The sequence below is a fragment of the Oribacterium sp. NK2B42 genome, from assembly GCF_000424445.1.
GTDB lineage: Bacteria > Bacillota > Clostridia > Lachnospirales > Lachnospiraceae > Oribacterium.
In genome coordinates, this window is the sequence record NZ_KE384187.1 from 239523 (window position 1) to 259668 (window position 20146).

Annotated in this window: 15 protein-coding genes; 12 read left to right on the forward strand and 3 right to left on the reverse strand. The window is 45.3% G+C overall.

The window, feature by feature from the left end:
• The first annotated feature begins 9 nt into the window (after positions 1-9).
• A complete protein-coding gene (locus G625_RS20450; RefSeq protein ID WP_049895957.1) occupies positions 10-2448 on the forward strand; it encodes a PAS domain-containing hybrid sensor histidine kinase/response regulator in 2439 nt (812 codons plus the stop codon).
• A gap of 275 nt (positions 2449-2723) precedes the next feature.
• Here the strand turns inward: G625_RS20450 and mnmA are convergent, their stop codons facing one another.
• Positions 2724-3818 (reverse strand): tRNA 2-thiouridine(34) synthase MnmA, encoded by a 1095-nt coding sequence (gene mnmA / locus G625_RS0115770; protein WP_029201861.1) that lies wholly within the window; start codon positions 3816-3818, stop codon positions 2724-2726.
• 407 nt (positions 3819-4225) lie between these two features.
• Between mnmA and rfbA the strand changes: the two genes are divergently transcribed.
• The 11 genes from rfbA to G625_RS0115825 all read left to right on the forward strand — a co-directional run bounded on the left by rfbA (position 4226) and on the right by G625_RS0115825 (position 17135).
• The gene (gene rfbA, locus G625_RS0115775) at positions 4226-5119 is read left to right on the forward strand and encodes a glucose-1-phosphate thymidylyltransferase RfbA (RefSeq protein WP_029201862.1); all 894 of its coding nucleotides are present in this window, start codon (positions 4226-4228) and stop codon (positions 5117-5119) included.
• A gap of 135 nt (positions 5120-5254) precedes the next feature.
• Positions 5255-6286 carry a dTDP-glucose 4,6-dehydratase gene (gene rfbB / locus G625_RS0115780; protein ID WP_029201863.1) on the forward strand — a complete coding sequence of 344 codons (1032 nt, stop codon included), beginning with the start codon at positions 5255-5257 and terminating at the stop codon, positions 6284-6286.
• Between the two features lie 20 nt (positions 6287-6306).
• Complete coding sequence (rfbD, locus tag G625_RS0115785) at positions 6307-7230, forward strand: dTDP-4-dehydrorhamnose reductase (protein WP_029201864.1); 924 nt, start codon at positions 6307-6309, stop codon at positions 7228-7230.
• A gap of 134 nt (positions 7231-7364) precedes the next feature.
• On the forward strand, positions 7365-8726 hold the full coding sequence (glmM, locus tag G625_RS0115790; protein WP_029201865.1) for a phosphoglucosamine mutase: 1362 nt from the start codon (positions 7365-7367) through the stop codon (positions 8724-8726).
• A gap of 147 nt (positions 8727-8873) precedes the next feature.
• Positions 8874-10631, forward strand: a complete 1758-nt coding sequence (gene leuA / locus G625_RS20455; RefSeq protein ID WP_044933219.1) for a 2-isopropylmalate synthase — start codon at positions 8874-8876, stop codon at positions 10629-10631.
• A 111-nt stretch (positions 10632-10742) separates the two neighbouring features.
• On the forward strand, positions 10743-11717 hold the full coding sequence (locus tag G625_RS0115800) for a glycosyltransferase family 8 protein (RefSeq protein ID WP_029201866.1): 975 nt from the start codon (positions 10743-10745) through the stop codon (positions 11715-11717).
• Positions 11698-12696: a hypothetical protein gene (locus G625_RS0115805; RefSeq protein ID WP_029201867.1), complete on the forward strand. Its 999-nt coding sequence runs from the start codon at positions 11698-11700 to the stop codon at positions 12694-12696. Before G625_RS0115800 ends, G625_RS0115805 begins: the two co-directional genes overlap by 20 nt.
• A 103-nt stretch (positions 12697-12799) precedes the next feature.
• Entirely contained in the window at positions 12800-13627 is an 828-nt protein-coding gene (locus G625_RS0115810) for an NAD-dependent epimerase/dehydratase family protein (protein ID WP_029201868.1), read from the forward strand.
• An 8-nt stretch (positions 13628-13635) separates the two neighbouring features.
• Positions 13636-14613: a glycosyltransferase family 2 protein gene (locus tag G625_RS0115815; protein WP_029201869.1), complete on the forward strand. Its 978-nt coding sequence runs from the start codon at positions 13636-13638 to the stop codon at positions 14611-14613.
• Between the two features lie 82 nt (positions 14614-14695).
• Positions 14696-15700 carry a glycosyltransferase gene (locus G625_RS0115820; protein ID WP_044933111.1) on the forward strand — a complete coding sequence of 335 codons (1005 nt, stop codon included), beginning with the start codon at positions 14696-14698 and terminating at the stop codon, positions 15698-15700.
• Positions 15690-17135 (forward strand): lipopolysaccharide biosynthesis protein, encoded by a 1446-nt coding sequence (locus G625_RS0115825; RefSeq protein ID WP_029201871.1) that lies wholly within the window; start codon positions 15690-15692, stop codon positions 17133-17135. Before G625_RS0115820 ends, G625_RS0115825 begins: the two co-directional genes overlap by 11 nt.
• Here G625_RS0115825 and G625_RS0115830 read toward each other — a convergent pair.
• Together G625_RS0115830 and G625_RS0115835 are read right to left on the reverse strand one after the other, a co-directional pair.
• Positions 17077-18228 carry a glycosyltransferase family 2 protein gene (locus G625_RS0115830; protein WP_084152944.1) on the reverse strand — a complete coding sequence of 384 codons (1152 nt, stop codon included), beginning with the start codon at positions 18226-18228 and terminating at the stop codon, positions 17077-17079. The two genes, G625_RS0115825 and G625_RS0115830, sit on opposite strands and share 59 nt — an antisense overlap.
• Positions 18229-18479: 251 nt before the next feature.
• Positions 18480-19775 (reverse strand): acyltransferase family protein, encoded by a 1296-nt coding sequence (locus tag G625_RS0115835; protein WP_029201873.1) that lies wholly within the window; start codon positions 19773-19775, stop codon positions 18480-18482.
• Positions 19776-20146: the final 371 nt, after the last annotated feature.

Below are 20146 nucleotides of genomic sequence, written 5' to 3' on the forward strand. Positions count from 1 at the left end.
GATGCTATTATGTTGGGAAAACACTTCAAACATGAAAAAGAGGCTCTGGAAGTACTGGAGCAGATAGGCCAACATTTTCCGGGCGGCTTTTTTATCTACAAGGCTGACAGTACGGAAGAGATTCTGTATGCCAATAAGACTGTGTTTGAGATATTCGGCTGTGAAGACCTTGAGGACTTCAGGGGGATGACCGGCAATACCTTTAAGGGCATGGTGTATCCCGATGATTATGATATGGTATATGCCTCTATCATCAAACAGCTTGATGAAAGTAAAAATGAATCTGACCATGTGGAATACAGGATCAGGAGAAAAGACGGCCTCATACGGTGGGTGGACGATTATGGCCACTACGTTCGTTCCGATGCGTATGGAGGGCTGTTTTACGCATTTATCTCCGACATAACCGATAAATGGAACCAGCAGGACAAGATGATAACTGCGCTTTCTGCCGAATACAGGAGTGTTTACCATATCGATCTTGATAATGATGACGCTGTCTGCTACAGAGGAGACCCTGAAGACCATCAGCAGACGGTGGAAGGTGTGCATTTCCCCTATTTTGAACGTTTCAAGTGGTATGCCGACCATTGTGTGGATGAGAATTACAGGGAAGAATTCATTGAATTCATAAAGCCCGAAAATATAAGGAAAAAGCTGATCGATAAGGCGGTGGCATCTTACCGTTACTTCGCAAGAAGGGAAGGGAAGGAATATTATGAAATGATCCGCATTGCCGGTGTAAGGCATGTGGAGGACCGGGACGATAACATGATCCACGCTATAGGTATGGGATTTGCCAACATTGATGAAGAGATGCGTGAATCCATGATGAAGAATGAAGCCCTTATGGATGCGCTGAAGGCTGCGAAGGAGGCCAATAAGGCAAAGACCGTATTCCTTTCCAATATGAGCCATGAGATAAGGACACCTATGAATGCCATCATAGGTCTTGATAACCTTGCCCTCCGAAAGGAAAACATGGATCAGGATATAAGGGAGTACCTTAGTAAGATCGGAGACAGTGCCCGGCATCTTCTGGGACTTATCAATGATATCCTTGACATGAGCCGTATAGAATCAGGAAGGCTTGTTATCCGGAATGAGGAGTTCTCTTTACGTGATGTCCTGGATCAGATCAATGTTCTGGTCATGACCCAATGCAATGATAAGGGACTTAAATATGAATGTACGGTTACCGGCGGTGTGGCTGACTACTACATCGGAGATAACATGAAGCTTAAGCAGGTCATCATCAATATACTGAGTAATGCCATCAAGTTTACGGAAGCGCCCGGAAGTGTCAGCCTGAGAGTGGAGAGAACTGCGGTTTATGATGATAAATCCACTATAAAGTTTGTCATCAGTGATACAGGGATAGGAATGGATGAAGCCTTCATTCCAAAGATATTTGATACCTTTTCACAGGAGGACAGCAGCAGGAACAACAAGTATGGAAGCACAGGCCTCGGAATGGCCATAACAAAAAGCATAGTTGACCTTATGAACGGTACCATCACAGTTAAATCAAAGAAGGGTGAGGGAACCACATTCACAGTGGTTGTTACTTTCAGGAACAGCGAGCACGATGCATCAGATGATGTGGTCATAAACCCAAGGGACATGAGGGTCCTGATAGTGGATGATGAAGAGATTTCTGCCGAGCACACCCGGGTCATACTTGAGGAGGTGGGTATAAAGGCAGATACCTGCTCTGACTGCGAAAGTGCCCTGCATCTGCTTGAAGTACAGCAGACAAAGATGGAGCCTTATAACCTTGTGCTCCTTGACTGGAAGATGCCGGATAAGGACGGGCTTGAGGTGGCAAAGGAAATAAGGCGACAATATGATAAAAACACAATGGTGATAATCCTTACTTCCTATAACTGGGAAGAAATCATGGATGATGCCAAAAGCATAGGTGTGGATAATTTCCTAAATAAACCTCTCTTTGCTTCTGATGTGATAAAAGAATTTGAGCTTCTGGCAAGAAGGAACAACATTTCGTTGCTGAAGGAAAAAGAGAAGGCAGAGCTTGACGGAAGACATATACTTCTGGCAGAGGATATATTTATAAATGCAGAGATCATGAAAGAGCTTTTGTCTTCAAAGGGAATTCTGATAGATCATGCCGAGAATGGCAGGGAGGCTCTTGAGCTGTTTGATAAAAGCGAGCCCGGCTACTATGATGCCATCCTTATGGATGTCAGGATGCCGGTCATGGATGGACTTGAGGCAACAAAGGCCATACGCGGACTGGAAAGAAGTGATTCAAAGACAGTGCCTATTATTGCCATGACTGCCAATGCTTTTGACGAGGATGTGCAGCGGTCCCTTCAGGTTGGCATGAATGCCCATCTTTCAAAGCCTGTAGACCCGGAAAGGCTGTACAGCACTCTGGAAGAGATGATATGGGAGGCAGATCAGAAAAGAAAAGTGAATGCCTGACCGGGTAAACAGCCTTTCGGTTCTGAACCTGTATAAAAGATATAAGCTGCGAAAAACAGGCTGTGACAGCCGATAATAAAAAGCCAATGCTGCATGCGCTGCAGCATTGGCTTTTTTGAATGGTGTTAGACAAGAGTGGGATCTTTATGAGTGGGAGAAAGGCGTTGAAACATTGGTGTTTTTGGATGATGTTAGTCGTCAAAAGAGTTTGATTTGGGATATGACACGCAGAAGAACACAAGAGAGCAATCTGCGTGTCTAAATTGAATAATGGTTTATCTTTTGGCTTTTATTATGGTTCCGCCGCCGACTACTATGTCACCATCGTAGAGGACCACCGCCTGGCCTATGGCTACGGCGCGTTCCGGTTCATCGAAAATGATACGGGTCTGACCGGTGAGACGCCCCTGTTCGTCCCTGATAGCCTCGGCGGTTGCCGGAGATTCCTTTGCTTTGTAGCGGGTTTTAACCGTGACCCTGACTGGCTCCTTCGGTTCATCGAAAGGAATCCAGTTAAAGTTATCCGCAATAAGAGCCTTTGAATAAAGCTCCGGTCCTGTGGTCAGGATGACGTCATTGTTCGCCATGTTCTTTTCGCAAACATACATAGGCTGCTTAAGGGCAAGACCTAAGCCCTTGCGCTGACCGATGGTGTAGCGGATGATGCCTTTGTGCTGTCCGAGAACATTACCCTCAGTATCCGTAAAGTTTCCGGGAGCATAAGTCTTTTTGGTATAACGCTCGATGAAATCAACATACTTTCCATCCGGAACAAAACAAATATCCTGGGAGTCATGCTTGTGAGCGTTGATGAAATCAAGCTTTTCGGCTCTGGCACGAACCTCATCCTTTGAAGCAAACTCTCCCAAAGGAAATCTTGTATGCTCAAGCTGCTCCTGACTCATGAAATAAAGAACATAGCTCTGATCTTTGGCAACATTTTTTGCCTTCTTCAAAAGCCATCGTCCTGTATCCGGATCCTGCTCAATCCTCGCATAATGCCCCGTCACGATGACATCACAGCCAAGTGAAACGGCACTGTCAAAAAGCTTCTTATGCTTCATGTATTTGTTGCACTCAATGCAGGGATTAGGTGTACCGCCCTCTTCATAGGTCCTGATAAAGCGCCTTACAACCTCTCTGTCAAAATCCTCCGTAAAATCAAAAACATAAAAAGGCATCCCCAGACTCTCTGCGACCCGCCTTGCGTCCTCAACACTGTCCGGAGTGCTGCAGGTATTCAACGAAGCATCACTGTACAGCTTCATAGTCGCTCCGATGCAATCGAACCCCGCCTCCTGCATCAATGCCGCCGAAACCGAACTATCCACCCCGCCACTCATGGCGATCAATGCTTTCTTCTTTGACATATATTTACTTCCTCTTCCGTGGTTATACAAATTAATTTACGTGACTATAACACGATGATTCTGCTTAATCAAGAATAATGGAATTCTGTCGTAACGTAAGAAAATGGAAGGGATGGGTGGCTAGGCTTGCGAGTTGAAAAGACATCGGAGCTGTTGTGTACGGCACGGATGCACATACTTGTGCAGCCGGGACGAACACAACAGCTCCGGTGTCTTTTCAATCTCGTGGGCCGTCACACGTCCCTTCCATTTTCTGACCGGGTATCCAACCCCTTTCGCCTTAAACAAAAATAAATTTGTATATCCCCCCCTTTTGTGTTAAAATTTGAAAAGTATGTATACATGTCGGGTGAACTATGCCCAAATTCAGGGGCTCTATACCAAACCTGATAGTAAAAGGAGAATTTATGAAGGGAATTATACTTGCCGGAGGATCCGGTACAAGATTATATCCACTTACACGAGTAACCTCCAAACAGTTACTTCCGATTTATGATAAGCCGATGATCTACTATCCCCTCAGCGTTCTTATGAATGCCGGGATACGCGACATCCTGATTATTTCCACACCAAGCGACACTCCGAGATTTGAGGAACTCCTCGGAGACGGAAGCCAGTTTGGCATCAGTTTACAATATAAAGTGCAGCCGTCACCGGACGGACTTGCCCAGGCCTTCATCATCGGTGCGGATTTCATAGGAGATGATTCTGTAGCCATGATCCTTGGTGACAATATCTTCTCAGGACACGGCTTCAAGAGACTTCTCAGAAGTGCCGCCGCAAAAGAGAAGGGCGCCACAGTATTTGGATACTATGTTGACGATCCGGAGAGATTCGGTATCGTTGAGTTCGATAATACAGGTAAGGCCATCTCCATTGAAGAGAAGCCACAGCATCCAAAGTCAAATTACTGCGTAACAGGTCTCTATTTCTATGACAACAAGGTTGTCAATTATGCTAAGAACCTTAAGCCTTCAGCAAGAGGTGAGCTTGAGATCACAGACCTTAACCGTATCTATCTTGAGGACGGTGAGCTGGATGTGACACTCCTGGGACAGGGCTTTACCTGGCTTGATACAGGAACCCATGAGTCACTTGTGGATGCCACAACCTTTGTCCGCACCATCGAGACCCATGAGCATCGTAAGATTGCCTGCCTTGAGGAAATCGCATATCATAATGGCTGGATAAACACCGAGAAGGTACAGGAAGCCTATGAAATGTACAAGAAGAACGAGTACGGCCGTTATCTCAAGGATGTTCTGGAGGGCAAGTACGTTGATAAGCTTAGAGAGTTTTAGAAGTAACATCACAGGCAGGATAGGAAAGAATCCTGACGGATTTTTCTGAAGCGCTCAAAGCCGCGTGGCTCCTGCGACTAAAATCGCGGGCAGAAAGGCTTTTGAATTAAATCGTAATACGAGAGGAACAATAAAATGAAATATATAGTAACAGGCGGTGCCGGCTTTATCGGCGGCAACTTCATGCATTTTGCTGTTAATACTTATCCCGAGGATCAGTGGATCTGCCTTGATGCACTTACCTACGCAGGAAATCTTGAGACACTTGCACCACTTGAGGGCAAGCCAAACTACAAGTTTGTAAAGGGAGATATCGCAGACAGAGAGTTCATCTTCAAGCTCTTTTCCGAGGAAAAGCCTGATGTGATCATTAACTTCGCAGCAGAGTCTCACGTTGATCGTTCAGTAACAGATCCCGGCATCTTCCTTCAGACAAATGTTGGAGGAACAGTTACACTGCTTGATGCCTGCAAGGAGTATGGAATCAAGCGTTATCATCAGGTATCAACCGATGAGGTTTACGGTGACCTTCCCCTTGACAGACCTGACCTTTTCTTCACAGAGGACAACAAGATCAAGGCATCATCACCATATTCAGCATCAAAGGCCTCAGCGGATCTTTTTGTAATGGCATACCACAGAACCTACGGTATCCCTACAACCATCTCAAGATGCTCAAACAATTACGGACCATATCACTTCCCTGAGAAGCTTATCCCGCTGGTTATCTCAAGAGCACTTAACGATGAGAAGATCCCTGTATACGGAAACGGTGCCAATGTCCGCGACTGGCTGTATGTGACAGACCACTGCAAGGCCATCGACCTTATCGTTCGTAATGGCAAGGTTGGCGAGGTTTACAACATCGGCGGACACAACGAGAGAACAAATCTTGAAGTAGTAAAGACAATCCTCAAGGCTCTCGGAAAGCCTGAGACACTTATCGAGTATGTTAAGGACAGACCGGGACACGACCAGAGATACGCTATGGATCCTACAAAGATAGAGGCAGAGCTTGGATGGAAGCCTGAGTATACATTTGATACAGGAATCCCTGTAACCATTGACTGGTATCTCAACAACAAGGAGTGGTGGGAGCACATCATCTCCGGAGAGTATGAGAACTATTTCGAGAAGATGTATGTTAAGGGTAAGGGTCTTAAGTAAGAGAAAGTGAGTAAAGAATCGTGAAAGTATTTGTTACCGGTGTCGGCGGACAGCTCGGACACGATGTCATGAACGAGCTTGCCAAAAGAGGACACGAGGGAATTGGTTCAGACATAGCACCTGTTTACAGCGGTATTCAGGACGGAAGTGAGGTTACAAAGCTTCCCTATGTTTCCATGGACATCACAAACCGTGAGCAGGTGGATAAGGTTATATCAGAGATCAATCCGGATGTTATAGTACATTGCGCTGCATGGACAGCAGTGGATCTCGCAGAGGATGAAGACAAGAAGGCAAAGGTTAAGGCCATCAATGTTGACGGTGTTCAGAACATCGCTGATGTGGCAAAGAAGCTTGATGCCAAAATGATCTATATTTCCACCGATTATGTATTTAATGGTCAGGGCACAGAGCCCTGGAAGCCGGACTGCAAGGATTATGCTCCACTTAATTACTATGGTGAGACAAAGCTTGGAGGCGAGCTTGCGGTTTCAAAAACCCTTGAAAAGTACTTTATTGTACGTATAGCATGGGTATTCGGACTTAACGGAAAGAACTTCATCAAGACCATGCTTAATGTAGGAAAGACCCACGATACGGTTCGTGTGGTTAATGATCAGATTGGTACACCTACATATACCCTTGATCTTTCAGTACTTCTTGTGGACATGCTTGAGACAGAAAAGTACGGATATTATCATGCCACAAATGAGGGCGGATATATCAGCTGGTATGATTTCACAAAGGAAATCTATAAGCAGGCAGGTCTTGCTACTGAGGTTATTCCCGTCACCACTGAAGAGTACGGTCTCAGTAAGGCTGCCCGTCCGTTTAATTCAAGACTGGACAAGTCAAAGCTTGTTGAGAATGGATTTAAGCCGCTTCCTACATGGCAGGATGCATTATCAAGATATCTTGAAGCATTAAAAGATATAGAGATATGAGGATAACGGGACTGCCTTAATGGCAGTCCTTTTCTGCATTACAGATATTAAATAGATAAAGAACTAACTCCGACTTTCATCAAAAGGAGGATATCCCTCCTGTCGGAGTATAGAATTTAAAGGAGCTTTATATAATGGGAAAATATTTTGGAACAGATGGTTACAGAGGTGAGGCTAATGTCAATCTTACAGCGGACAATGCATTCCGCGTAGGTAAGTTCCTTGGCTGGTACTATGGAAAAGACAAGAAGGACGGAGAAAGGTGCCGTATCGTTATCGGAAAGGATACCCGTCGTTCGAGTTACATGTTCGAGTATGCCATTGCTGCAGGTATAACAGCAACCGGAGCCGATGCTTATCTTCTTCATGTAACAACCACACCATCTGTTGCTTATGTGGCACGTTCTGAGGATTTTGACTGCGCGGTTATGATTTCGGCTTCACACAATCCTTACTATGACAATGGTTTAAAGGTTATAAACGGAAACGGAGAGAAGCTTGGAGAGGATGTTATCGCTGAGATAGAAGCTTATCTTGATGGTGAAACTCCTGAGGTTCCTCTGGCAACTAAGGATAAGATCGGTCGCACGGTAGACTTTGCTGCAGGAAGAAACCGTTATATAGGATATCTCATTTCACTTGCAACAAAGAGTTTCAAGGATAAGAAGGTTGCCCTCGACTGTTCAAACGGTTCCGCTTCCTCCATTGCAAAATCCGTTTTCGATGCTCTCGGAGCAGATACCTTCGTTATCCATAACGAGCCAAACGGAACAAACATTAACGATAATTGCGGTTCCACACACATTGAGTCTCTTCAGAAATTTGTTGTGGAAAAGGGCTGTGATGTGGGATTTGCCTATGACGGAGATGCGGACAGGTGTCTTGCTGTGGATGCAGAGGGTAATCTCATTGACGGAGACCAGATCATGTATGTCTGCGGCTGTTATATGAAGGAAAAAGGACAGCTTCAGGACGACACCATCGTTACAACTGTAATGTCCAACTTTGGTCTCTACAAAGCACTGGATGCCGTAGGCATTAAGTATGAAAAGACACAGGTTGGTGACAGATTTGTTTATGAGAATATGTTACAGAATGGCTTCTCTCTCGGAGGAGAGCAGTCAGGCCACATTATCTTCATGAGACATGCAACCACCGGCGACGGAATCCTTACCTCCATAAAGGTTATGGAGACGATGCTGGCAATGAAGAAGTCCCTTAAGGATCTGGCAGCACCGTTTACCGTATTCCCTCAGCTCCTTAAGAATGTAAGAGTTGAGGATAAGGAAAAGGCCCAGAAGGATCCCAAGGTTCTTGCTGCGGTTGATAAGGTTACGGAGGAGCTTGGTTCAGACGGAAGAATCCTTCTCAGAGCCTCCGGAACAGAGCCTTTGGTAAGAGTCATGGTTGAGGCGGATACCATGGAGAAATGTGAGAAATATGTATCCCAGGTTATAGATGTTATGAAAGAACTGGGTCTAGTGCTTGACGCTTGATAAGGATATAATTAAGTGGGTGTTATGCCTACTTATGATCTAAAGCAGAAAGCTGATTACGGTTATCTGCTGATAGATCCATTGCATAATAGTGAGGAACCAATGGCGGTTGTGGGCTCGGGTTCTTCATGCGAAAGGAATGAGACTATGTTGAATTATAAGCGTTACAGAAGATTTCCGGCATTCAGGTATCCGGAAAGAACATGGGTGGACAAAGAAATCGTAGAGGCACCTGAATGGTGCTCTGTGGATCTTCGTGATGGCAACCAGGCACTGGTAGATCCGATGAGTGTTGAAGAAAAGATAGAATTCTTCCAGATGCTGGTTAAGCTTGGCTTTAAGGAAATCGAGGTTGGTTTTCCTGCCGCATCACAGATCGAGTATGATTTCCTGCGCCAGCTTATCGAGCGCAAGATGATCCCTGATGACGTTACCGTGCAGGTACTGGTTCAGTGCCGCGCAGAGCTGCTGGAAAGAACCTTCGAGTGTCTTGCGGGTCTTGATAAGGCTATCGTTCATATCTATAATTCAACCTCCATTCTTCAGAGAGATGTGGTTTTCGGAAAGTCAAAGCAGGAGATCATTGACATCGCTCTTACAGGTACACAGCTTGTAAAGAAGTATGCCAAGGATTTCCCCGGAACTATCCGTCTTGAGTATTCTCCCGAGTCCTTTACGGGAACGGAGATGGACTTTGCGGCGGAAATATGCAACGCAGTACTGGATGCCTGGGAGTGCGGACAGGGCAGAGAGGTCATCATTAACCTGCCATCAACAGTGGAGATGAATACTCCCAATGTTTATGCCGACCAGATCGAGTATATGTGCAATCACTTAAAGTACCGTGAGCATGTTATCGTTTCCGTTCATCCTCACAATGACCGTGGTGAGGGTATCGCTTCTACAGAGCTTGCTCTTCTTGCGGGAGCAGACCGTGTTGAGGGAACACTTTTCGGAAACGGTGAGAGAACCGGTAATGTTGATATCCTCACAGTTGCCTACAATATGTTTTCACACGGTGTGGATCCAAAGCTTAATATCGAAGACATTAACCCTATAAAGGAGGTTTACGAGAGATGCACAAAGATGAGCATCCATCCGAGAGCCCCTTATGCAGGTGAGCTTGTTTTCACAGCTTTTTCAGGATCCCATCAGGATGCCATCAATAAGGGCGTTAAGGCAATGAAGGACAGAAATAGTGAGATCTGGGAGGTTCCTTATCTTCCTATCGATCCTGCAGATATAGGAAGAAAGTACGAGCCGATAGTACGTATCAATTCCCAGTCAGGAAAGGGCGGAGTTGCCTTCATTATGGATTCCCAGTTTGGTTACAAGCTTCCTAAGGGCATGCAGAGAGAGTTTGCGGATTACATCCAGTTTGTTTCGGAGCAGGAGGGCGAGGTTTCACCTCAGGAGATCTTCGATATCTTCGATGCCTGCTACGTACAGACCAAGGAGCCTATCCACTTCAAGAATATACGTACAACGGATACCGAGAACGAGGGCGACGACAGCTTCACAACTCTTGCCAATGTTACTTACATGAACCGTGGCGAGATGAAGAACTTTGGTGGTGTCGGAAACGGACCTATCGATGCGGTTCTCACGGGTCTTAATCATGAGATCGGCATCAAGGCAAAGGTTATCGATTATCAGGAGCATGCTCTTGGTTCAGGAACCAATGTTAAGGCGGTTTCATATATTCACCTTCTTGACATTGATACAGGAAAGACCAGCTATGGCGTGGGACTTTCTTCCAATATCACACGTTCTTCCATCAGAGCTCTCTTCAGTGCGGTTAACCGTCTGTACTTTAAGGATATAGCTGAGGATGCCGGAAAGAAGCGTGTAGAACAGCGAAAGCTCAGCGGTGAGAAGCCGAAGGGACTGTTCGGGAATTCATAAGTAATCTTGAATTAACTTTAAAATGATAGTAGTATATCAAGTGCCGAAAGGCGCTTGATGGGCTCGACCCGTAAGGGCCGAGCCCTTTTAGATTATGTAAGGAAATAATTTATGAATATTGTTTACGCGACTGATGACGGTTACTGTCAGCACATGGCGGTTTCCATGGCATCATTGATCGAACATAATAAGGAAAATGAGATTAATTTTCATGTGCTGTCCGACGGTATTTCTGAAGAAAACAGGCAGAAGATCGGAGAGATGGCGAAATTCTATGGGAGAAAGGTTGAGTTCTACCCGATAGAAGGTCTGATGCAGGATCTTAAGGACAGGATTTACGGGCTTGATACAGGGAAGTTTCGTATCACGACTCTTGCGCGACTGCTGATGGGTTCCATACTTCCGGAAACAGTTACCAAGGTTTTGTATCTTGATTGTGACACGGTTGTGCTCAGGGATATTTCGGGGCTTCATGATCTGAGGCTAAATGACGATATCGCAGCTATGGCGTCTGAGCCTACCATTTATCCTGAAGTAAAGGAGCTGGTGGGGCTGACAGAGGAGGATAACTACTATAATGCAGGCATGATTCTTCTCAATCTTTCCGCCTGGAGATCTGAAGACATGGAAACAAACTGTCTTGAGTACTACAATACCATGGGCGGAAAGCTTCCATTCAATGATCAGGACATCATTAACCACGTTCTTAAGGGACGCATAAAAAGAGTAGGGCAGACCTACGATTTTATAACCAACTACTACTATTTCAGATATGAGACTCTGGTGGAGAAGTCAGCGGCTTACGGAAAGGGTGAGTCCAAGGAGAGCTTCAGGCTTGCAAAGCATCATCCACACATAGTGCACTATGCTTCGGATGAACGCCCTTGGAATAGAGGAAACCTGAATCACTACAGTCGTGCTTATGAAAAATATCTTAAACTGACACCATTTGCCGATGCAAAGAAGGTGAAGGGAAAGGAAGCTTTTATGGTTGCTTACCATGCCATGAACATTATCACCTTCCTGGCACCTCCTGTGCGTCAGTTTATTTCGGACAAGTATTACAATGATAAAGTTAGAAAATAAGAAGATTCTTCTCATAATGCCCTATTTCTATAATTATGAGAAAGACATAAAAAGGAAACTTGAGGAAGCAGGGGCAGAGGTATTCTTAGTGGATTCCAACCTTCATGCTCACAGTCTCTATAACAAGCTGGTGATGTTTTACACAAAGGGCTTAAGGGACAGGCTGGTGTTTGATTACTATGAGGGCGTGATTTCAAAGCTTCCGGAAGACATTGACACTGTTTTTGTTATAAAGGGCCAATGGATGACAGACCGGGTCATTGAGCGGCTTCGGGAAAGATTCAGGGCCGCGACTTTCAAGATTTATCAATGGGACAGCGTATCCACATTTCCGGATCAGACAAGGCTGAATCCTCAGTTTGATGAGATTTACACATTTGATCCTGTGGATTCGGAGAAGTACGGTTGGAATTACAGACCGCTGTTTTTTAAGAAGGAAGAATGCCAAAGCTCAGAGGACAAGCGCTATGATCTTATATTTTTATGCTCCATGCATACGAGACGCATGCAGATTCTCATAAAGCTTAAGGAGCTTGCGGAGCGCTACGGGAAAAATCTCTTCGGGTATATTTATGTGCCGAAGCTTCAGTATATTAAAGAGGCGGTTCTTAAGAGAAATCCTTTGTATAAGGGGGCCCGGGAGGCTTTGCATTTTGATTCCCTTCCCATGGAAAAAACCAATGATATCTACAATCATACAAGGTGTTTTGTGGATTACACTTTTCCTCAGCAAAACGGTCTCAGCATGAGAACTATTGAATCGGTGGGACACAGATGCAAACTCATCACCAACAACAGGCACATTCTGGACACGGACTTCTATTGCAAGGAGAATGTTTACATTTATGACCCCGAGGACTTTTCAGTGCCGAAGGAGTTTATAGAAGAGCCGTATAAGGAAATTCCGGAAGAGGTGTATGAGAGATACAGCCTGGATGGGTTCCTAAAAGACATCCTGGGAAATGATGATTTGAAATGAAGCTGCTAAATGTGCCGACAGGTATGTGTGGCAATTTTCATTTGATGTGTAAAGTACCTTGCTTAATGATTATTTCATGAAGTGAATAATATTGGAGAAATTAATGAAAATTCTTGTTACAGGTGCAAATGGATATATAGGTCAGGGGCTGGTGAAGCAGCTGCTTGATGATGGAAATCAGGTTGTAGCATCGGACTTTAGGCTGGATATCGTTGACAAAAGAGCAGAGCTGAAGGAAGCAGATCTTTTTTCCTTAGAGGATCCTTTCGAGTTTTTCGGAAGACCGGATGCCTGTTTTCATTTAGCATGGAAAAACGGTTTCGTGCACAATGATCCGTCGCACATTAATGACCTGCCTAAACATTATGCTTTCCTTGAAAAGCTTGTTGAATCAGGTATAGAGCAGCTGGCGGTCATGGGTTCCATGCATGAGATAGGGTTTTTTGAGGGCTCCATAAAGCCGGATACTCCCTGCAATCCCCAGTCTCTTTACGGGATTTCCAAGAATGCTTTGAGGCAGGCGCTTGAACTTCTTTGCAAAAATAAGCCGACGGTTTTACAGTGGGTAAGGGGTTACTACATCGTTGGAAATTCCGAGCATGGCTGCTCCATTTTTTCGAAGATCACCGCTGCGGAAAAACGCGGGGACAGGGAATTTCCTTTTACCATGGGACAGAACCAGTGGGATTTCATCGATTATGACAGATTCTGTGAGATGCTTGCGGCTGTTATCGAGCAGAAGGAGTATCAGGGCGTCATCAATGCCTGCTCGGGCTTCCCGGAGAAGCTTGCCACAAGAGTTGAGGATTTCATAAAGGAAAATGGCTACAGCATTAGCCTAAAGTACGGAGCATTTCCGGACAGACCTTATGACAGTAAGGCGGTTTGGGGAGATGACAGTATCATTCGGAAGATAATGGAGAAGAGGTAAAGAATAAAGTGTATGATGTCACTGTGCTTTTATGCACCTACAATGGCGAAAGCTATGTAAAGCAGCAGATCGATTCTATCCTTGGGCAGAGTTATGAAGACCTTAGGATAGTTGTATCGGATGACGGATCAAAGGATGGGACACTCGGGATTGTTGAAGCTATAAGTGAGGTTCATCCCGGAAGGATAGAGATATTGGAACAAAATCCTCCCTGCGGAAGCGCACAGAAGCATTTTTTGAAGCTTTTGGCAGAGGAAAGGTACGGAGAAGCCAAATACATCATGCTTTCCGATCAGGACGATGTATGGAATCCGGATAAGGTTGAGAAGACACTTAAACAGATGAAGGTGCTGGAGGCGGTTTACGGAGATGATAAACCGCTTCTTGTGCATTGTGATTCCGAGGTTGTGGATCAGGAGCTTAATCCTATCTCCCCAAGCTATGTGGAGTATCAGAAAATGACTCCCGCGAGAAAGAAGCTGAATCAGATTCTGGTTCAGAACAATGTTGTGGGCGGTGCCATGATGATAAACCGGGCCCTTGCGAAGCTTATAGACAGAGAGCCTGAGCACTGTGTCATGCATGATCAGTGGATAGCCCTTGTGGCGGCAGCGTTTGGACAGATTCGTTTCGTGCCGGAGTCTCTTTATAAGTACAGGCAGCATGGGAACAATGTCCTCGGTGCTGAAAAGGGTTCCCGTATCATGGAGATTCTCGGCCGCTTCGGCATCGGCAGAAAAGACGGGAAGAGCAAGGCTGAGATGGATGAGCATTCCCGAAAGGTTTATGAGGAGATGTTTCAGCAGGCCCGGTGCTTTTTGGAGATTTATGGGGACCGGCTCACCGTGAAGCAGAAGACGCTGTTGGAGAATTTTGTGAGCATACAGAGTAGAAGCCGGCTTGGGAAGATATACATTATTCTTAGGTATGGCTTCACCTACAACATGTTCCATAGAACCGTGGGGGAGTGTCTCTTTATAAGGTGATTATGCAAGAATTCCACCGGGGACGGTTCTCGCCGGCGAGAACCGTCCCCGGTGGAATTGTAATGAAATAGAAGGTTAGTTGATGAGTGAAGTAGAAACTCAGGTTAGAAAAGATAATAGTAAGCCTATAATGGTCTCTGTATGTGTTGTGACTTACAACCACGGAAAGTATATCGGTGAATGTCTTGACCACATTCTGGGGCAGGAGAGGGATTTCGAGATCGAGGTTCTGATACATGATGATGCTTCTACGGACAATGCCCAGGAGGTCATCAGGGGGTATCAGGAGAGGTATCCGGATATCATTAAGCCGATTCTTAGGACTGAGAATCAGTACAGTAAGGGGATTACCAATATTTCGGGGGCCTTTAACTTTCCTAGGGCCGTGGGGAAATATGTGGCTCTTACAGACGGGGATGATTACTGGTGCGATCCCTTGAAGCTTAAGAAGCAGGTTTCCTATATGGAGGCACATCCGGAGTGTGTATTTACTTTTCATTCTGCGAAGGTTGTTTCCGAAGACGGGGCTCTTGTAAACGGGGAGCTGATGAGACCTTATAAACAATCCCGTGTGGTTAAACCGGAGGAGCTTGTGGATAAAGCAGTGGGCTCACCCTTTGCAAGCTTCCTTTTAAGGCGGGAAATCGTTGAAAAACTGCCGGATTACTATGTGGATTGTCCTGTTGGCGACAGACCGCTGGAGCTTATGGCGGCGGCAGCCGGGGACAGCTACTATTTCGATGAGCCAATGAGCGTTTACCGTTTCGCAATAGGGGGCTCATGGACAGAGAGCCAGATGACCGGCGACTACATTAGAAAACAGGAAAAGTTTGCGGAGGATCTCTGGAAGATGTATCGGAGATTCGATGAAGTGACCGGTGGCAGGTTCCATGAGGCGGCCATGAGGGCAGGAGGAAGAAATGAGTTCCTCACCAAGGTCAATGTCAGGGACTTTAAGACGATCTTTAAACCTGAGAACAGAGAGTTTTTCAATGAACTGAATCTCCGGGACAGATTTTTTATAGGATTTGAATATCGCATGCCGAAGCTTTACAGTTGGCTGCGAAACAGGAAAAATGGCAGATAATAATTTGAAAAGCAAGGTGATAAGCGGGCTTTTCTGGAAGGTGCTGGAGCAGTGCGGTTCCCAGGGAGTGCAGTTTGTGGTTGCCCTCATACTGGCGAGACTCATGACTCCCACGGAGTACGGAACCATCAGTCTTATCACCATATTTATAACAATAGCAAATACCTTTGTGCAGTCCGGCTTTGCAACGGCTCTTGTGCAGGGTAAGGATATAAAGGAAGAGGATTACAGTTCGGTTTTCTGGATCAGCATGCTGCTGGCGCTGGGATGCTACCTGGTGCTTTTTGCAGGAGCGCCCTGGATAGCCGGTTACTACGGAATTCCGGTGCTTAGAGAGCTTGTAAGAGTTATGGGAATCGTTCTTTTCCCGGGAGCCATAGTGTCTATACAGACAGCCTTCGTAGCGAGAAATCTCAGGTTCAGGCAGCTCTTTCAGTCAACCATGATTGCAGTGCTTATCTCAGGAGCGGTGTCCATCGCCCTCGCCATGCAGGGCTTCGGAGTCTGGGCTATGGCTGCCCAGCAGATATCCTACTACTTCTCACTTATGATAGTGATGCTATTCACCGTAAGATGGTATCCTCACTTTTTGTTCCGCACAGGACGGTTAAGGCAGCTCTTTTCCTTTGGATGGAAGATACTTGCCTCCGGTCTCATAGATGCGGTGTGGCAGAATATTTACGGACTGATCATTGGCAAAAAGTACTCAAGTGCCGATCTCGGAGCCTATAACAGAGGTGAACAGTTCCCGAAGATCATCGCAACGAATCTTTCCACCGCCATTCAGTCGGTAATGCTTCCGGCCTACAGTAAACAACAGGATGATCCTGAAATGCTCCGGCGTATGGCCAGCAGATCCATCAGATTAAGTTCCTTCGTGATCTTCCCTATGATGGCGGGACTTGCGGCGGTTTCGAGACCACTTGTAGAGATTCTTCTTACGGAAAAATGGCTGGTGGCGGCGCCGTATCTGGTGCTTCTGGCTGTCAGCTACGCGGTCTATCCCATTCACATCATCAACCTTCAGGTTATGAATGCCATGGGAAGGTCCGATCTTTTCCTGAAACTTGAGCTAATAAAAAAGACTCTCGGCATTGTAATACTGCTTCTGAGTCTTCCATTCGGTATATGGCCAATGCTTATACTTAAAGTCATTGACGAGTATCTCTGTACCGTCATCAATGCCTGGCCGAACGGTAAGCTTATAGGCTACGGACCCCTTAGGCAGTGGATCGAGGTATTGCCCTCCCTGGTGGTTTCGGTGCTTATGGGTGCGGCAGCATGGAGCGTGGAGCTTCTCCGGTTTGCCCCGATTCCGACATTGATCCTTCAGATGGTGACAGGAGTCCTTGTATACCTTATAGCTTCTTATATTTTTAACCGCGAGCCTTTGGACTATATCGTCTCATTAATCTCGAAGCGTACTCAAAGGTAGCGGCAATAAGTCTTAACTCCAGAGTGAGGTATCGCATGGGCGGTACCTCATTTATTTTCGCCCTTTTGAGAGTTTTGAACTTGCTGAAGGCTTCAAAGATGCCCTCCATGTAGGCCTTTAAGAAGCCCTTTTTGGTGAAGAACAGTATCTTTATAAGGTAACCTGCAAGGATGGGCAAAATGTTTAGTATCACCATAAACAGGGGCAGGTTCTTATAGAGAAGATACAGTGAGTTTCTTGCACTCAGGCGAACCTTAAAGGCATTGTACTTTGAACCGCTGGTGCCGGAACCAACGTGATGGACCAGAGCCTCTGGACAGTAGAGAACTTTGTAGCCATAAAGCTGTGCCCTGTAGCAAAGGTCAATGTCTTCGAGATAGGCAAAATGGTTTTCATCGAAAAGCCCCACCTTTTCAAAATGCTCGGTTCTGTACATTGCAGCCCCTGCACAGGCGGAGAAAACCTCTGACTCGGTATTCCATCTGGGAAGAGAGGAGGGTTCGTCCAAACCTCTCTGGAACTGCCAGCCAAGAACTGTCATCTGATCGCCGGCGTCATCCATGATGGAAGGGTCATGCATTTTTACCATCTTGCTGGAGATGGCAAAGACTTTCTTTTTACTGTCCTTGTCCATGCGGGTTTCCAGGACTTCAACGAAATCAGGAGCTACCTTTGTGTCATTGTTTAAAAGAAGAGTGAACTCGATGTTGTACTCCATGGCAAAGCGGATTCCCTGATTTACGGCTCCTGAAAAACCGAGATTTTCTTCGTTCAGTATCAGTTTGCGATGAACCTTATCCTTTTCCTGCCAGGATTTAAGCCACTTGGTATCTTCTTCTCCCGAACCGTTATCGATCACGAGAGTTAAGAAGTGATCCACGGTCTGGGCATCGATGGCATTCATGCAGTCATCAAGGAATCTGAGACCGTTGTAGTTCGGGATGACGATGACGGTCCGGAAACCTAAATAAGCTGAGTCATTAGTTGAAGTTTCCTTGGAAGAGGTTAGCTCATTGATTTCCCCGGAAATTCCCGATGTGGTAGCTTTGACGTTTTCTGTTATTTCGTTATTAGTAACTATATCTTTAGACATTGCGTTTGTACCTTTGTCCCATCTTTACAAAACAGTGTAGACACGCAGAATTCTTTCTGGCGTTATTTTGCGTGTCAAATTCTTTAAAAACAAATTAGTGTAGACACGCAGAATTCTTTCTGGCGTTATTTTGCGTGTCAAATTCTTTAAAAACAAATTAGTATAGACACGCAGATTGTTTTTTGGTGCTATTCTACGTGTCATTTTCTTCAAAAATAGACCGATTTAGACACGCAGATTACCGTCTATCATTATTCTGCGTGTCGTTTACCAAGCACAACACATTTGATGACTAACATATTGGTGATATATATCAGTATAGAGCAAAATGCGAAAATAAATAAAGAGTAAACCAAACTGTATAGTATAAGCCCAAGGGATGTCTCTCCGAAGAAGCCCTTAAAAGCTGCCTCAAGTCCCGTTGCTCTAAAATGATTGGTAAATACGTAGTGTATCAGATAAATGTAAAATGTATAGCTACCGAGAGTGGAAATGAGCGTACTCACGGCAGAGTATGGTACTGCTATGCTGCCTGACGGTTGCTTTGGCTGATCTTTAAAGCTGCTATTGTCAGTGTTTGCTGAACTTACCGATGAAGCTCCGCTTTTGTATTGAAGCTTTAATGGAAGTAAAAGTACAAATCCTGCAAGGCTTACTGTCTGAAGGGCACAGATCAGTCCGCTCCAGCTTGTGAAATAGTAATCTGTATTCAATTCATCTACCGATCTTCCAATCATAAGTCCCTGCGTATAAACATGCTTTTGAAGAAAGAAAAGTACCGTTGAAAGTATTATGAACATAAACAAAAACAGTAAGGGTAAGCGTTTGCTCCTGGTAAGAGGCTGCTCAGTGGCCCGCACCTTTTTTATCCACGAGTAAAAAAGGTATCCTGCAATAGCGTACAGTGCCGGTTTTCCCATGGCTTCGGGAATATATATCCCGAAGGGCAGAACCACCAGGGCACTAAGGTTCACAAGAGTGTAGTGAAAAACTCCGATCAGAAGCATTAGTTTTAAAGCAGTATTTTCATCGTGTTTTACAAGAGTTAGTATCACAGGCATCCAGAACATGATGGAGGCATAACTGAAGATATACCATAAGTGGTCTGCGTAAATCCCGAAACGCACAGTATCAAAAGCAAGAAAGCCCTGAAGCATATCCGCCAGAATGCTAAAAGGATGTGAACTAAGAACACTTTGCAAAAGCCCCATCCCCGGAGTATCGATCCAGGGACGTATGAGCCCGAGGCAGAATACAAACACAGCTGTCGGAAGGATAACACCTTTCAGAAAACGCTCTATTATATGTGAAAGTGTTTGCTTTTTACTGATGAAAAACCCGCTTATGAGAAAGAAGGATGCCACCGCAGGCCCGTTCATTACATTTATAAAAACAACAGCATCCCTGAGAGTTGTTCCCGAAAAGGGAAAAGGTCTCACATGTATCATTATGACCATAAGGCAGGCGATGATACGGAGGAGCTCAACATTAAGATCCCGGGAACTGTGCCGGATGCCATGATTGCTATTTGGATTTGATTCTGACATTCTATTTATCCTTTGTATGTATTTCTGATTTACGATTCAAGATTATATCATGACAGAGTAGGAGTATACAAATGACTGTAAATATATGTGCCAAGCCTTGCGCTGACTGCGTTCGGTCTTGGATACGCCATCGGACGCAATAGCAAAAACACACGAGAATAGCCGCCCCGGTCGGTCAAACTTAGGCGGCTACTCTTGTAGTTAATTCTTAAGGAAGCCTGCCGTTGCCGGTGGCATCCTTTTTATTCCTTTTTACATTTTCATCTTACCATCAGCATAGAAATCTGTCAAACAACCATCAGTCAGATGAAAATACAGCCTCAAATTATACACACATTATCGAGGCTTTTCGTATCTTAATTTGTCTAAAT